Genomic DNA, 15,333 nt, shown 5'->3' on the forward strand with positions numbered 1-15,333 from the left:
TAATCACTCTCCATATACTCCTACATCAGCAGGACTACGCTCTCCGCTTGCCTCGTCAATGGCATTACCGCTGATTTCAGCTTTAATTTCCTTAGCTTTCTCAGTCGTTACGTTAAGCACCTTCTCAATAGCCATTACATCAGTACCAAAACCAGCGTTAACTACCTTAATCCAGTAGTCAAGCTCAGCATTTCGGTCAGTAAAGACACCGTCATCAAGGTTAATGCTGATAGCGTCCATGTCTGGTATATTGCCCTTGTAGAGTTGATAGGCCTTCCCAAGTTCTAACATGGAGATAATCAGCTCTTTTAGGGATTGCTCAACCAAGCTGACGATACTGTTACGCATTTGGTAAGTGTCAGAGTTCTCTGAGACAATCTCAGTAGCTGTCTTCATACTCTTACCGTCAAAGGTAAACATGCCAGCTGATACCCCTATCTGCATTTCAAAAAGCGCTAGACCCTCGTTGATAGCCTTGATATAGTCATCAGAGCGTATAGGAGTTGTAAGGTCTGTTATACCTATACCCTTGTCTATATCACCACTATCGAACTGCTCATAGACATTGTGCCCAGTTTCAAACTCACGCTTGACAGTGACCTTGTCACCGTCCTGATTGTACTCTGTCTTAATCATCTGAGTAGGAACAGCCACCCTACGCTGACCCATTTTTACCTCCCACATAAACTCATCATAGGTTGTATTAAGGAAGTCAATAGTAGTCTTAGCGTTATCAAAGATAGATAGACCAAGCGGACTATTAATATCTTTGTTATTCATTCCTGGTGTCTTTAAGTAGGTAAACAAGGGTCTGCTAAGACCGTTCAAGTCTACTATTTCCTCCAAGTCCTCATAGAGTTCTGACAAAGGTACTCTAGCTCCTACAATGTTCTGATTATCAGACTTGTAGAGCTCATTTGTCACAGTGTACCTGTCATCTTTTACCCATTCGTGCAATTCAATTAGCGTGTAACACTTGTGCTTATTACCTTCTGATTTGATTGTTTTAGTAACAATAGCAGCACTAGAAACATCTTGGGTATTTGACTGGAGAGGCAAAAAGACGGGAGCTTGAATAAATGCTATCCTTACCTTGTCATTGTCAACATATGGCCTCATGGCAAGTCCTCCAAGAGCTAAACAGCTCTCTAGGTAGCGTTCAAAATTCTTAATAAAGCGATCATTTTGTAGTTGTTTCTGGATAAACTCATTAGCTCTTTCATCATCTACCTTGATTTCAGCCTGTTCGTTAAATACCAGGCTTGCAATCTTCTTAGATGCTGTTCTGCCTATTGGTAAATGGTTAAAATCTCGCTTTTGTTTTGTGCCGTTGCTATCTTTATACTCAATCTGTGGATAACGACCAGCATAGTATTTGAGGTTTTCCCTGATACGGTCATACTCAGCAACTGAGACTGCTATTTTAGGGTGGTCAGTAATGTTTGTTAAGTTTTGTGTGGTCATCACATACTTGCTCCTTGTAAAGAAATTCTTGATAGTCTGTACTATTCCCATTGTTAGCTCCTTTAGGCTTTCAAATCTAGCTCCCTAGCATTGTCTAAGACAAAATACTTGAACTCATCTACCGTGTGGTCATCTTCCTTGATAACTTTAGGATCATCAGAGTTAATAGTCTTGTCATCATAGCGGTACATCTTGTGCTCCTCGACAAACACCTTATTAGCAGGAATGTCAAGGTAGTAAAAGCGCCCCTCTGCTAGCAAGCTGATAACCATGTCAATCATAGTCTGGTTTTTCTTTTTGGCTACTGGGTGCCAACGTTCGCCATAGTCCTTAAAGTATTGATTTCTCAAAGCACCCTCAGCACTATCAATAGTCATCTTGAGCTTTGGCACTCTGTACTGTTTCATGACCTTGTCAATAAAGTCATGTATCATCACAGACAACTCACTAGGTGCTTTCTTGATTGTCTTGCCAGCTGGAGAATAGTAGAACGTATCAAGCAAAATAACATTCCCCTTGGCAGTCAATCCATAAGCTCCACAGGCTGTCGCTGACTGCTGGTGTCCAGTATCTAGGGCAAATGATATACCGATAAGCCTATCGTCCTCAGGGAGGCTCTCAAGTGGCTTAAAATAGCTCATGTTATAAACATGATTACCAAGCCCTATGACTTCTCCTAGATACATCCAACGGTAATAGTCAGGATCAGTTTCCTTGTATCTTTCTATCTTCTCTTTCATCTGCCTAGACAAAAAACCTAGCTTGTCGTCAAGATAGGTGCTGTGATGTATCATGTAGGTTGGGTCACTAGCTTTCTCAGCTACCCATTCATTTATCCAGTCGTAGGGATTTCTAGGTGGGTTGTAAGTGAAATAAACCTTGACCTGTTTGCCATTTGGCAACTCTTGACGGATAAAAGTATCCTCAACTATGTCAATGTCCTCACGCCCTGCAAACTCTGCTAATTCCTCAAACCAAACAGACATAACATAGCCCTTTGCTATCTTCTGTGATTTGAGTTTCATTGGGTCATCTACACCATAAAAGTAAAAGGCTGTACCTGTCTTTTTGTGGGTAATCTGTAGCGGTGACTTACCAAATTTGAACTGATTTGCTAGTCCCATTTCATAGATGGCCCATCTTATCTGCTCATAAACAGACATTCTCAGGTACTTACCAACTTTCCGTAGAACTACCACATTACCTAGAGGGTCACTAATAAAGTCATTTACTAGGTCAATGGATACCACAGAGGACTTAGTAGAGGCACGCCCACCCTTTAACACTATATGGCTCTTGAGAGTATATAGGACTTCATCAAATACTGGATTAATCAGCTTTGCTAGGTTCAGTATCGCCATTGTACTCACTCCTATCAAATGTAAATCCAGTAATGACCGTGTCATTTTCATCATCAGAGCCTAACTGTGCCTTGAGGTTGTCAATTTCAAGTCTTAATTTCTCGTCAGCAAGCTCTAAATCATGAAACGCCATATTATTCATGCCGTCTAATGCTGAAAGAAAGGCGTTAGAGTTTGCTTGTCTAACGCCATCTTGTTCAATGCTAGCTCTAGCCTTATTCTTTAGCCATTCATACTCATTAAAAGCCTGTTCTCGTGACCATAAAGACATGTTTGAGAACTGTTTTAGTAGTTCTCTATACCTTGACAAAACCTTTACATTTTGCAAGAGGACAGCAGCCTTAGTGTCAACGCTACTGTCTAGCCATTTTTTAGATGATGGATACGCCTTTCTATACGCCTGTCTTTGAGATAGCCCTGAGATTATCCCTTGGACAAACAATTCTTGTTTTGGGGTTAATTTATCCACTCATGGACTACCTCCTTTCTGACAAAAGAAAAGGTAAGACACTTCATAGGTGCCTTACCCTTATTTCTTGATACTATCATTCTAGCAGATTTTAGACTTCATGCCTGTACCGTTACTATCATTTACTATCAATTCTGAAAGTATAACATCAAGTTCCTTTACTGCCTGTTTCTTTAAACGGTAGTAAGTAGGAGAACTCATGCCACCCATGCTGTCACAGATGTCATCAACGTACATCTTGTTGATGTAGGTCATTCTCAAGATAGTCCTATGCTTCGGATTTTTCAGCTTGTTAATCAATCTACCAAGTTCAAGTTTCCTGTTAATAACTTCATTGGTATCTTGCTCTATCGCTTCTTTCATCACAATAAGCTGAGTATAGACATCATCAACTTGTCTAGCTGGACCGCCTTTGACTTTGTCCGTATTCCACTTAGGACTTGAGAGTAGTCCAGCCTCAAGTTCATTGATTTCATCTATACGACTTTGAATATCTAAATCTAGGTTTTGCAGCTCATCAAGTAATTCTTTGGCTCTATTCACTCTCTATCTCCCTTATGATATAATATTAGTAACGAAAATATTAACCAGGGAGTCAGCTATTGCTGGCTTTTTTAGTATCTTAGGAAAATCTGGTATGTTTCTTATCAACCTCCATTACCAGTTGTTTCTGCAATTCTAGCTGTTTTCTTAGCTAGTTCTTCATGACACCTATCAATTTGCTTTTGCAATCCTGTTATTTGTTGTCTATACTCATTACTTGCGAAACGATAACCAGTGTAGATACCAGCAGCAAAAACAATAAATACTATACTAAAAGCAATAATATTTTTTCTCATTTCAATCCTTTCTAAATAACTAAGTATTGTACCTCATGGCAATCTACTTCAAATATGTAAGTAACATGATCAAGCAATTTGTCATGCCTACGATTAATCAATCTAAAATTAGTAGAACGATAAGGTTTCCCATCAGATTTGTTGATTAATACCATGTCATATTTTCTTCTAGCTAAGATAGCCGCTTGTGCCTCACTAGCTTCGAATGCATCTAATGTTATAGAAACTGTTAAAGTTTTCATGAGACTAACTCCTTTTTTACTTTATAAAGTCGTTGACCTTGATATTTTCTTCTTAATTGATCATGACATTTAGAAGCTTCTTTTTCTGAATTAAACTCATGAATTTCATCCAGCATATTGTCGAAATAAACTAAAATTTTATAACTCATTTACTCTCCTTTTTATACATTTTGAATGTATATTTTTAATGGTTACATGGTTACACCACTTTTTCAAAAAAATTTTTATAAAAAATAAGAATAGCGTTATATCAACGTTTATATCACTTGCTATTTTTACTTACTTAAATATTTATAAAATGATGTAACCTTAGTTGCTAACAGCTTATAAAACCAGTAATATCAAGGCTTTAGCGCGTCTACACCACTTTTTTAGAAATTGTTAATAAAATACGCCTTAAACCATTGATATAACTGACTTTCACCAACGTCTACATCAAACTGTAGACTTTATGTAGACTTGTGTAGACTTTTATCAATTATATCTACATCAATACACATTATGTCTACATCATTCATTTTGTGTATTTTTTCTAAAGTAAGCTCTTGTTGACCTATTATTTACTTTTCTTATTTTGTACTCCCAATCAGAATGATTGTCCATTATCAGCTTAATCTTCCTGGCCAATTTATCGCCCCTCGCAACATCAACATCGAACACATTTTTTAAAATTTGTTTTGATGACACATAAGACTGCAGATTGATACCTTCATACTTATTTCCGATTTCATCACGATATGTTCCGCCATTGAAGTAAGAGAAAGTATATTGATGCTGCTGAACAATTGTAAAGTTATCCCATTCTTCAGGAACTAGCATATCAAGATATTCGTAGATTTGTGATTCTGCTTCATCTTTATATGTAAATCTTTCTTTATAAACAGCAAGCTCTTCTTCAAAATCATCATCAAATGTTAAAGTATAACCTCTTTTATATATTGCTACAGCCTCTCCCCAAAGCTGCATCACATCTTGATCAGTCATATCGAATGGTTTTACGAACTGATTGTCAGCATCGACTAATATCGGTAAAAAACGTCTCTCACCTGTTTTATCACCTAAATACTCTATCTTATTGCTGGTCCTTGCTATCACGAAATTTTTTGGATATTTTTCAGCCCTCCGACCGTATGATCTGCGGAAAGTCAAATCTGTTTTTGTAACAAATGCTTTTAGTTCATCAAATGTTGTTTTTCTCGATGCAACCATCTCGTCATCATTGACAATTAATGATTTCAACATAATTTCATAATTGTCTTTATCCATGAAATCCTTGGCTGAATCTGTATACCACTCGCCTGCAATCTTTTGCAGAAAAGTGGTCTTACCTGCACCTTGGCCACCGACCAAATCCAACGTGTAGTCAAACTTAATGAATGGATTAAAGACTTTACTCACTGCGCCTACAAAAAACATAATGGCTATTTGCCTTACATAGACACTATCTTCAGCACCTAACCATGTTTGAAACACTTGAGCCAATCTCTCTTTATGGTCCCAAGACTCAAAAGCTGTTTCCATGTATTCTTGGACTGGATTATAAGTCTTCTCTGCAAAGAATGCCTCAATTCCATCTCTCAAAGCACCTGCTTTGAAAACAACCTTAAAGTGATTTTCTAAATAAACACTAAGATATGATTCAAAGGCGGATGGCAACTGGCCTTTTTTAAGTTTTATAGCATCCAATTTGACATCAGCAACAATTTCATGCTCACCAGTAAATTCATTGTGCCTCAAAAAATCATTTAATCTGCTATCACTCTTCATGGCCAAAAGAACGTTTCTAGGACTATCTGCAATAATTGATTCAATTTCTATCTGATCACCATTTTCATCCAAAACTTTCTTCTTACGTCTAGAAAATTGTTTAACTGTGATATTCACAACATCACCAATGACGGCCACCTCCTCTCATATCTTTACTAATCATACTCTCGACTGTTCTTTTTAATTCAATATCACTTAATGGATCCGTTGAGTTATTATTTGCAAGCTCTGATAGCTGCATCACATATTCAGCTTCAACACCTCTACTTAGTAGACTGCCTACAAATTTTGCTAATGTATCATTTCGACTTCCTTGGTCCCCAAATCCAAGTACAATCATTTCAAATAGTTCAGTTGTCCTATTCCTTTTTCCAGAACTGTAATTTTGATATCTGATATCATCTAATTCACTTTTTTTCGACTTTTTCAGATACTCTTGTTTTATAGCCATAACTAGTGCACGACTTGCAGTAACCATGGTTCCACCAGCTCTGGATTTTTCTTTGTCCCATCGATAAACACCTTTTTTTGTTTTTGATGGAGCAACCAGGACATAATTGTTTGGATGAGCTTTTATATCGACTCCTGGAAGAAATGCAATCATTTGTGTCATACTGATATCTTGATGCTTAAAGTAAAATATATGTTTTCCACCGCTTGCTGTTATTGCCTGCAATGTTGGAGTAATCAAGTTTAGATTCTCCCATTTAGCTAGACTTTCATACCCGTTGTCTTTACCATGCACGTCGATATCGATAACAAAGAATTTATCAGTTTTCAGTGCAATATTCGCAGTTGGATTATCTGTCCAGAACTGATTGATTTCTTCAGCAGTCATTGCAGGCTTATCTGCAAATTTGATCATTGGTTTTTTACTTATAGGACTAATCGGGATTACAGAAAAGCCCTTTGCTTGATACCCCAAAGCGTATTCTTTCATCCCCATAACTTACTCCTTAAAATGGCATATCATCATCAGAAATATCAGCTGGATTACTATTATCGAACGGGTCATTATTATTTTGGTTACGACTTTCCAGCATTTTGAAATTATCTGCAACTACTTCAGTCACATAGACACGTTGACCTTGTTGATTTTCATAGTTACGAGTCTGAATGCGACCTGTAATACCGATTAAAGCACCTTTTTTCGCCCAGTTTGCTAAATTTTCAGCAGGTTGGCGCCAGATAACACAATTAATAAAATCTGCTTCACGTTCGCCGTTTTGACTTTTGAATGTACGATTAACAGCAAGTGTGAAAGTAGCTGTAGCTACTTGATTAGGTGTATATCTCAGTTCAGCATCTTTAGTCATTCGACCAACTAACACTACATTATTTATCATTTTCTTTACTCCTTTCACCAACTAAAAATCCAATTAATAGCCAGATAACAGCCATTCCAATTTCTTTAAATAATTCTGTCATTATTCAATACCTTTCTTTTTCTTAGTTTCTGCAATTAAATCCTGGGCTTCTTTTAGGCGCTCTACAGGTATCTGTTCTATCTTTGGAACACCAAGTTGGCCAATATACCACTTACCAACTGTGATAACTGGTCCACCTGTCGCTTCAGCAATAGCTTTAATTTCCGCTCTAATTTGTTTAGCTTGATTTGTTGTAATAAACTTCTGTTTGCTATTTTGTTGTGGTTTGCTTTGCTGTTGATTTTGTTGAGCTGGTTTCTGATTAGGTACTTTTGTCTGCTTATTCTGATTATTATTTTGATTGTGATACTCATTTGTATCAGCATCCTTATTGTCATCAATTGCTAGTAAACCATTTAACGCATACTTCCTTGCATAACTAGATGCTGCACCTGTAATCTGACTGCCATCCATACCCTTTTTAGTATCATCTTCCCTTGCATATGCTTGGTTCATAATACATTCTCCTAGTGCATAAAGTGTTGCAGTAGCTTCAACATAATACCGTTCACCAATTTGAACAATTTTATCAGTCATAATCAGTGATGCATCATACTTAATAAGCAATGGTTTTACTGCTTCCAAGATATCTTCGGCGCTTCGGTAGTTATATTTTCCAAATGAATTATATTGTCCCTTTGGAGCAACTAATTCTGCCTGAATACACCTCAGAACAATAAAGATTCCAGATTCTTTACTTTCTGCCATATTAGTCCCCTTATTGTCTATTTATTGATGATAGAACATCATGAATTCTATCGATAACAGAAACTTCTTTAATTACTTCAACTTCACTACCATTTGGATGTGTCAAAGTATATTCAGCGTTTACTTTGATGATTTCACAATCAAGTAATTTTGCTAAATTTTTAATTCGTTTCTTGTTATTCAAGTAATTTTCATATGGAATAAATAGCGCACAATTTAACTCATTAACATAGGTACCATCAATAGATAAAACTCCCTCTTTATTTCCAAATTTTGATAAAAAATAACCACGTTGGTTTTCACGTAAGACGATAAATTCATTTGTCTGTTTCATTTTGTTTTCTCCTAAAAATAAAATTCTATAACATGAACATCATGTTGTTGACGACTTCCTGTTATCCGCCACAAAAGTTGGCGGTAGTCATCATAGTCACCATCATTAGCATTAGATGGATCTAATACGATAATTGTTTCAAACCTATGTTGAAGCCCATCAACTCCAACACCTAAAACTTGAGCAGTGGCCACAATGTTAGTTTTTTCAAAATCTTCCTTTTTCTGACCAGTCCATATACCTATCTCAGGATGCCTCTCATGGATAACTTCAACAATTTGTTTTGATTTGCTAACTATCAATGTTTTATCTTTTTTATCCAGGTATTCATCAATTTTTAAAAGCATTGGACTATCAACATTTACTGCCTTGATCTTTGGAAAATCAACTTCAAATCCTGTTTGAGAAAGATACCTTTCAAAAGTCTTCTTACCGAAAGATTGTTTTGACATTGCAAATTTTCCATTCTTGCCAACAATATTAAATGTATTAAGCATTTTAAGCTCTTTAGGATTTGCAGGCATTAGCCAAACTGGTTCAATATTGATTTCAAAACCATTATTTTCTTCAGCTCCCTCAATTTCTTCAATGGTTTCCCACCTCATGAAATTAGGAAGTTTCGACACATAGGACTCATAATCTCGGAAATCTATCCATTTTTCTTTTGAATAAGAATAACGATCATATGTCATTTTTCCATGTTGCTTTTGCCAATCAAACTTATTATTTGGTTCTGCTTTACCAAATACTGTTTTTTCAAGTGGATAAAAGTTTTGCCCCTTCTTACGGATAGGTGTTGCTGATAGACCTATTGTGTAATTACGTTTTACTTTTTTATAAGCTTTGTAGTTTGACTCACTTGAAATATTTTGCCATTCATCCAATATAAGGACATCACAGCTAATCATTTCACCTGCAGATATTAAGTTTTGTAGCTTTTTGTCAGTGATAGTTGTCACTTCAACATCTTTATCAAACTCTAATATTGGAAGAGTCTGAATCCATCCTTTCAAGATATTAAGTCTGTTATTGACAATCAGGATCTTTTTAGCACCTTTGTCTTTAGCAATCGACAAGGCACATATTGTCTTTCCTCTACCACCAAGTGCTTCTAGGAATATACCAGGGCAACTCCCCCTACTCTTTTCAACAGCCTTAGACTGCCATTCCCTCAATTGTAGCCTTGCCAATATCTATGATTACCTCCTCAATATCATTTCGCTGTGCGTAAAATAATCCCATTCGAGCAGCAGCTCTTACATCCTGATGGTGACTTTTATCAAATGTCCATAGACCAAGCTTTTTTAACAAGTCATCCGGTATGTCTGATTTATAGCCAGCATTTCTTTGTAATATTACATCAGGATAACAAAGTTCAATTGCTGCTATTGTTTTGACTACAGAATTGTCTCTTGAATGATCATTTTCTCTGACTTCAAACTTTTCACAAACAACAACATCGTATTGAATAACTTTTCCAATTTCTTTAAACCAAGACTTGAAATTCTCTGCGCCATATGGAATTATCCAATAGTTAACCAACTGGGCGTTATCTAGTAATACAACCCCTGTTGTACTATTAACCACTTCGTTAGATGACGGGTCAATTGCGAGTATTCTCATTTGATCACCAATTTTTCAGTTCTGATTAACTCTGCGCCTTTGACTTTCTTACCTGATTTAAGTATTTCCTTTAATAAAGTCTTATCAGGTTTTAAGTCAATCTTTTTAGCAAAGTATTTTTTAGGAAGAAGATCTTCATCAACCTTTACTGATTCAGGATTTTTTTGAATTTTAAGTGTGAATAACCCGCTTTTGACTTCTTCTTGATTAGTCATTTTCATTGCATCAAAAACATTATCTTTAAGCCATTGCGCCTTTTTCTTAGCAGCGTCTTTTTTAGCTTTAAATTTCTTTTCAGCTTCTTCAAACATTTTTGCTTCAGCTTCAACCATTTCAATTACTGATGCATATCCCTCAACTTTATTATTAAAGTCTTCTGTCCAATCGATAGCATCAAGTGTATCTTTCTTAGTTTCATCATCAATATCCATTTCGTAGATATTAAGAAATTCACCGACAATTTCATGTAGTTTTGCCATCTTCATCACTCCATTCTTTATTTAATAAGTCACGGTCTATTTGATCTAATTCTTTGAGACTGTACTCAATATGTGATTGCTTAATAAATCCTGTTTCCATTAGGATGTCTAATAAGTTCGCTTTAGCACTAAGTAAATAAACGTGTTCGACTAATTGATTACTTTTTTTGTCGTTCATTTCACACCTCTCATGCGAGCTATAAATTCGTCGTATTGTTTCGCATTAGCTCTCCATCCATTGTGTTCAATAGTCCATTTTGATTCATGTTTAGGTTCTTCCTTTGCGAAGATTAGTTTTTTTAGTAGTTTAATCATGATGCTGCTCCTTGAATTATTTGCAATGTATTATAGAATGAATGCCCCATCGGTATAACTAATTCATCTGGATCAACAACTTCTCCTTTTTCATTTAGCACAACAATAACCGGGTCCCATTGCTTGTTTTTTCTTTTCATGGTATAATTCCTCTAATATGATTTAGCTAAGTCACTGTTCCTACAGTGGCTTTTTTGTGTTTAACAATTTCATTCTTGTCAACTCATTTCTTATCGAATTTTGAAATCTTCGATCACTCGTGCGATAAATTTGTTAGCTTGCGAATTTTTAAGCTTGCCATTTAGAATATTAGTAACATCTTGACGAGGCATGCTATACTGCACAGCAAGCGTAGTCATCGTAAGGTTATTTTCTTCTAAATAATCAAGTATTTTCTTTCGACCACCATCAGTATTTGGCATATTTTTTCTCCTTCCTTAAAATTGTAAGAAAGAAAGTTAGTAAATTTTGTTGTTTTTTATTGACACTTTACACTATATGGGTTAAAATGTAGGCATAAGAAAAACACAGTTATAACCTTTATAACTCTTTTATATTGCGCAGTTCCCCAACTACTTTTAAAAGATTTTGTAAAATGTTTAACTTCGTTTTTTACTAACTAACTATCTTACAAAAACTATTTTACACCAAATTTGGTAAAAGTCAAATATTTTTACGCCAAATTTTCTAAAATATTTTTTGTCATGCTTTGAAAGGTTGATGTATCAATGTTTTCTACATTTGAAAGAATTAAAGAATTGACAAAAAAACAAGGTAAATCGCTTGGACAAGTGGAAGAAGATTTGAATTATGGTAGAAATACACTATATAAGATAAAAACTTCTACGCCAAATGCTGAACGTGTTTCTGAAATTGCCAACTATTTCCAAGTATCAACAGATTACTTGCTTGGCCGAACTGATAATCCAGCTATTGCAAAAGATGACCAAGAATATACTTCTAATGACTTACGACAAATGGCCGAAAATGCAAAAACATTTGACGGAAAGCCACTTACTGAATCAGATATTGAAGCAATACAAAACATAATAGAAATTTACTTGAAGGGAAGATAGTCTATGACTATTGAGGAGCTATTGGACTCCTACGGCGTTGAACTCGCCTATTTCGACAATGAATTGTGGCCACGCCCTGGAATATATATTGATGAAATAAAAGTAGTCTTTGTAAATAAAGCACTATCAGATGAATCTAAAAAGAAAGTTATCTTTCATGAACTTGGACATATTGACCACGACTCCAGTCAATATGAACGTAGACATGAAGAGTTTGAATTGCAGGCAAATAGACATATGATTCGGTGTTTACTTGAAGACGAATTTGACAAAGTAGAAGATAAACATGAGTTTAATTACTTATCTTTTATGAAAAGACACAATTTAAAAACCACAACTGATGAAGTCATGGTTATTAGTGAGTATTATAATCTGCTTGATGCAGTATAATCAATGGTATTGCACTGATTGTGGAACAAGTTTTGAATCTTAATAATTCAATTACATTATTAAGTTAGAAATATAAAAATTCCAAATAAAGTAAGCTAATTAGGTTATAAAAAGGAAAAGTTATATGGCGATCTCAATAAAAAGTATAAAACTTCAAAATTTCAGGGGTTTTGAAGACTTACATCTTAATTTAAATAAATATGTAACTTGTATTTCTGGTCATAACGGAACTGGAAAATCTACTATACTTGCAGCTCTTAGTAATACTGGAGAATACAAAAAAGATAAAACTTTAAATAATAAACCTTTTAGGGGTGAATTTGAAAAAATCATTCTTGGTGATCCAAATTATGATAAGAAAATAAATTCTGAAATTAATATTGAATTTGAAAATCTTTTTGAAGATGGTCATAAAATCAACAGTGTAAAATATAGAACTGCAATACAAAATAAAAAAGCAGTTTTACCACATTATAGAGCCCTTTCGCCAAAAGATATTAATGAATTAAAAGATATTATTGATTTAAAAGATATAGATGTTAAATATAATGAATTACCATGGAAGTTATACAGAAATACTGGAAAACTAAAACATCCGAGGTTTAGACTTATCCCTAAAAAAGATAAAAATAGAGATCATGAAAGAAAAATAGAGTGGCCAACTTTTTACTTAGGACTTTCTAGATTATATCCACTTGGAGAAGTTGAGGAGAATTTACTAATTAAAGATTTAAACAGTGGTTATGAAGATGAAATTTCAAAAATTCATAAAGATATTATGACTTCATCAGATGAATACGAAGCTGTACAAGTAACAAACCTAAATGGGATGAAAACAGGTGTACTTGTCAACACAACTACATATCCCGGAACAGCTAATTCAGCTGGTCAGGATAATTTGGGCCAAATTCTCTCTGCTGTTTTTTCATTTGAAAAATTGAAAAGTAATAAAGAAAATACAGGGTATAAGGGAGGGTTATTATTAATTGATGAAATAGATGCTACACTTCATCCCGCTGCCCAGAATAAACTTTTAAATTTTCTATTAGAAAAATCACTCGAACTAGATTTACAAATAGTTTTCACAACACATAGCTTGTCATTATTAGAATATATTAATGATACTTCAAATGACAAAGTTACTATTAATTATTTAACAAAACATACTGGTCAAATTAATGTTGTAGAAAATCCTAAAAATGATTATTTAAGACGTGATTTAATATTAAAACTCGGTCAGCCGATTAAGCAATCCATTTCAGTTTTAACGGAAGATGATACGGCAAGGTGGTATCTAGCTCATTTACTTAATTATTACGTTCAGAAGCGACCAAATACAAAACTTCAAATTGACACATTAAAAATGGTTGATTGTCATATTGGATGGAGCAGTATTGTAAGTCTTGTAAAAAATGATTTTGATTACTTCAAAAATTATTTAATTATTTTTGATACAGATTTAAATAATGATGATAACTATAGAAATTTAGAAAAAAGTTTCCGCGGTACCCCTTTTAAAATAGATGAAAATTACTATGTCTTACCAGCGCCAAAATCTCTAAAAAATTACAATATTGAAAAAATAATGTGGGAATATATATCTAATTTAGAAGCTGACCATTTATTCTTCAAATCAGATTTTGCATTAAAATTTCCTATACATAAAGGTATGGTATTAGAAAACGGTCCATTTTCTGGAGATTTCGACGAATATACTAATGAATCAAAAAAAATAAAAGAATGGTTTAAAAATTATAGGTGGATTTGTGATGAAGCAATTTATTACTACTTTTCAGATAATGAAGAAGTTATTTTACCTTTCGCTTCAAAAATTGAAAAATTTTACAGAAAATCAATAATATAATAATTCTGGCCATAATTAATTAAATGTTATATCATAAGTGAAAGGAGGTAAGCCAATTGAAAAATATAAGCCCGTTGAGATACCCTGGAGGTAAGTCTCAAGTTTATGATTTTGTTAAAGAACTTGTTAACCTTAATGAAACAACTACATATATTGAGCCTTATATGGGTGGTATGGGAATTGCTTTAAGGCTACTTGTCAATCAAGATGTAAAGCAAATTATGGTTAATGATTATGATAAATCGATATATGCTTTCTGGTACTCAGTATTAAATCATACAGATCAACTTATTAATAAAATAGAATCGACTCCGATTACAATTGAAGTATGGAAAAAACAAAGAGAGATTCAACAGAACAAAGATACAATCCATGATTTATTAACACTTGGTTTCTCAACATTATTCCTTAATAGAACAAACCGTTCTGGAATAATCAAAGCTGGTGTTATTGGTGGCTTAAAACAAGATGGAAACTATAAATTAGATTGCCGTTTCAACAAAGAAAAAACCATAAAGAAAATAAAATTAATAGCCTCTTATAAAAAACAAATTAAACTTTATAATATGGATGCTGAAAAGTTCATTCGTTTAAATATCACCAAAACAAAAAAATCTTTCACTTTTTTTGACCCTCCGTACTACTCAAAAGGTCCAGGACTATATACAAACTTTTACAATCATCAAAATCATCTAAGTTTATCCAACACAATTAAGAATTATATGTCAAATAAAAATTGGATTCTCACGTATGATTTATCTGAAGAAATTTTTCAAATGTATAAAGAATTTAAGTATGAAAAATATTACCTGAACTATTCAGTAACAAAACCAAGTAAAGGAATAGAGTATATTTTCTACTCTAATGGATTAACAGTCCCAGAAAATACAATAAATATAAAAAAAGCAAATTAAAAAAGACCTACACAGCGCCGGCAAGCAAACGTGTAGGTCAAGTTGGCAATAGTAAAAACCT

21 protein-coding genes and 1 pseudogene are annotated in these 15,333 nt (G+C 34.2%); 4 read left to right on the forward strand and 18 right to left on the reverse strand.

What is annotated here, in order from left to right; translation table 11 throughout:
- Positions 1 to 3: 3 nt before the first annotated feature.
- The 18 genes and pseudogenes from STRUR_RS10140 to STRUR_RS10215 all read right to left on the reverse strand — a co-directional run bounded on the left by STRUR_RS10140 (position 4) and on the right by STRUR_RS10215 (position 11,450).
- Complete coding sequence (locus tag STRUR_RS10140) at positions 4 to 1,515, reverse strand: phage portal protein (RefSeq protein WP_320153872.1); 1,512 nt, start codon at positions 1,513 to 1,515, stop codon at positions 4 to 6.
- Between the two features lie 11 nt (positions 1,516 to 1,526).
- The gene (locus tag STRUR_RS10145) at positions 1,527 to 2,825 is read right to left on the reverse strand and encodes a PBSX family phage terminase large subunit (RefSeq protein WP_006738411.1); all 1,299 of its coding nucleotides are present in this window, start codon (positions 2,823 to 2,825) and stop codon (positions 1,527 to 1,529) included.
- Positions 2,794 to 3,294 carry a terminase small subunit gene (locus STRUR_RS10150; RefSeq protein ID WP_006739977.1) on the reverse strand — a complete coding sequence of 167 codons (501 nt, stop codon included), beginning with the start codon at positions 3,292 to 3,294 and terminating at the stop codon, positions 2,794 to 2,796. Before STRUR_RS10150 ends, STRUR_RS10145 begins: the two co-directional genes overlap by 32 nt.
- Before the next feature lie 81 nt (positions 3,295 to 3,375).
- A complete protein-coding gene (locus STRUR_RS10155; RefSeq protein WP_006739917.1) occupies positions 3,376 to 3,837 on the reverse strand; it encodes a DUF1492 domain-containing protein in 462 nt (153 codons plus the stop codon).
- A gap of 104 nt (positions 3,838 to 3,941) precedes the next feature.
- Positions 3,942 to 4,133, reverse strand: a complete 192-nt coding sequence (locus STRUR_RS10160; RefSeq protein ID WP_006739436.1) for a mitochondrial pyruvate carrier family protein — start codon at positions 4,131 to 4,133, stop codon at positions 3,942 to 3,944.
- A gap of 11 nt (positions 4,134 to 4,144) precedes the next feature.
- A complete protein-coding gene (locus STRUR_RS10165) occupies positions 4,145 to 4,375 on the reverse strand; it encodes a hypothetical protein (RefSeq protein ID WP_006740041.1) in 231 nt (76 codons plus the stop codon).
- Entirely contained in the window at positions 4,372 to 4,524 is a 153-nt protein-coding gene (locus STRUR_RS11775; protein WP_006739597.1) for a DUF7204 family protein, read from the reverse strand. Before STRUR_RS11775 ends, STRUR_RS10165 begins: the two co-directional genes overlap by 4 nt.
- A 361-nt stretch (positions 4,525 to 4,885) precedes the next feature.
- Complete coding sequence (locus STRUR_RS10170; protein ID WP_006739553.1) at positions 4,886 to 6,280, reverse strand: virulence-associated E family protein; 1,395 nt, start codon at positions 6,278 to 6,280, stop codon at positions 4,886 to 4,888.
- Positions 6,264 to 7,088, reverse strand: a complete 825-nt coding sequence (locus tag STRUR_RS10175) for a bifunctional DNA primase/polymerase (RefSeq protein ID WP_006739075.1) — start codon at positions 7,086 to 7,088, stop codon at positions 6,264 to 6,266. The genes STRUR_RS10170 and STRUR_RS10175 overlap by 17 nt, the downstream gene beginning before the upstream one ends.
- An 85-nt stretch (positions 7,089 to 7,173) precedes the next feature.
- Positions 7,174 to 7,488, reverse strand: a pseudogene (ssb, locus tag STRUR_RS10180) (single-stranded DNA-binding protein); the annotation flags it as partial.
- 81 nt (positions 7,489 to 7,569) lie between these two features.
- The gene (locus STRUR_RS10185; RefSeq protein ID WP_006740313.1) at positions 7,570 to 8,277 is read right to left on the reverse strand and encodes an ERF family protein; all 708 of its coding nucleotides are present in this window, start codon (positions 8,275 to 8,277) and stop codon (positions 7,570 to 7,572) included.
- A 10-nt stretch (positions 8,278 to 8,287) separates the two neighbouring features.
- Positions 8,288 to 8,611: a hypothetical protein gene (locus tag STRUR_RS10190; protein ID WP_006739734.1), complete on the reverse strand. Its 324-nt coding sequence runs from the start codon at positions 8,609 to 8,611 to the stop codon at positions 8,288 to 8,290.
- Positions 8,612 to 8,622: 11 nt separating this feature from the next.
- The gene (locus STRUR_RS10195; protein WP_040832837.1) at positions 8,623 to 9,804 is read right to left on the reverse strand and encodes a DEAD/DEAH box helicase family protein; all 1,182 of its coding nucleotides are present in this window, start codon (positions 9,802 to 9,804) and stop codon (positions 8,623 to 8,625) included.
- Positions 9,767 to 10,234, reverse strand: a complete 468-nt coding sequence (locus STRUR_RS10200) for a hypothetical protein (RefSeq protein ID WP_040832839.1) — start codon at positions 10,232 to 10,234, stop codon at positions 9,767 to 9,769. The genes STRUR_RS10195 and STRUR_RS10200 overlap by 38 nt, the downstream gene beginning before the upstream one ends.
- Entirely contained in the window at positions 10,231 to 10,713 is a 483-nt protein-coding gene (locus STRUR_RS10205) for a siphovirus Gp157 family protein (RefSeq protein WP_006739284.1), read from the reverse strand. Before STRUR_RS10205 ends, STRUR_RS10200 begins: the two co-directional genes overlap by 4 nt.
- Entirely contained in the window at positions 10,697 to 10,891 is a 195-nt protein-coding gene (locus STRUR_RS10210) for a hypothetical protein (protein WP_006740003.1), read from the reverse strand. The genes STRUR_RS10205 and STRUR_RS10210 overlap by 17 nt, the downstream gene beginning before the upstream one ends.
- 133 nt (positions 10,892 to 11,024) lie before the next feature.
- Positions 11,025 to 11,168 (reverse strand): BOW99_gp33 family protein, encoded by a 144-nt coding sequence (locus tag STRUR_RS11610; RefSeq protein WP_006738771.1) that lies wholly within the window; start codon positions 11,166 to 11,168, stop codon positions 11,025 to 11,027.
- A 90-nt stretch (positions 11,169 to 11,258) separates the two neighbouring features.
- A complete protein-coding gene (locus tag STRUR_RS10215; protein ID WP_006740177.1) occupies positions 11,259 to 11,450 on the reverse strand; it encodes a hypothetical protein in 192 nt (63 codons plus the stop codon).
- 306 nt (positions 11,451 to 11,756) lie between these two features.
- Between STRUR_RS10215 and STRUR_RS10220 the strand changes: the two genes are divergently transcribed.
- The 4 genes from STRUR_RS10220 (at position 11,757) to STRUR_RS10235 (ending at position 15,272) form a co-directional block, all read left to right on the forward strand.
- A complete protein-coding gene (locus STRUR_RS10220) occupies positions 11,757 to 12,104 on the forward strand; it encodes a helix-turn-helix domain-containing protein (protein WP_006739937.1) in 348 nt (115 codons plus the stop codon).
- A gap of 3 nt (positions 12,105 to 12,107) precedes the next feature.
- The gene (locus STRUR_RS10225; RefSeq protein ID WP_006739224.1) at positions 12,108 to 12,494 is read left to right on the forward strand and encodes an ImmA/IrrE family metallo-endopeptidase; all 387 of its coding nucleotides are present in this window, start codon (positions 12,108 to 12,110) and stop codon (positions 12,492 to 12,494) included.
- A 124-nt stretch (positions 12,495 to 12,618) separates the two neighbouring features.
- A complete protein-coding gene (locus STRUR_RS10230) occupies positions 12,619 to 14,358 on the forward strand; it encodes an ATP-dependent nuclease (protein WP_006738522.1) in 1,740 nt (579 codons plus the stop codon).
- Positions 14,359 to 14,414: 56 nt separating this feature from the next.
- Complete coding sequence (locus STRUR_RS10235; RefSeq protein ID WP_006738913.1) at positions 14,415 to 15,272, forward strand: DNA adenine methylase; 858 nt, start codon at positions 14,415 to 14,417, stop codon at positions 15,270 to 15,272.
- The last annotated feature ends 61 nt before the right edge of the window (positions 15,273 to 15,333 follow it).

Source organism: Streptococcus urinalis 2285-97, from assembly GCF_000188055.2.
GTDB classification, from domain to species: domain Bacteria; phylum Bacillota; class Bacilli; order Lactobacillales; family Streptococcaceae; genus Streptococcus; species Streptococcus urinalis.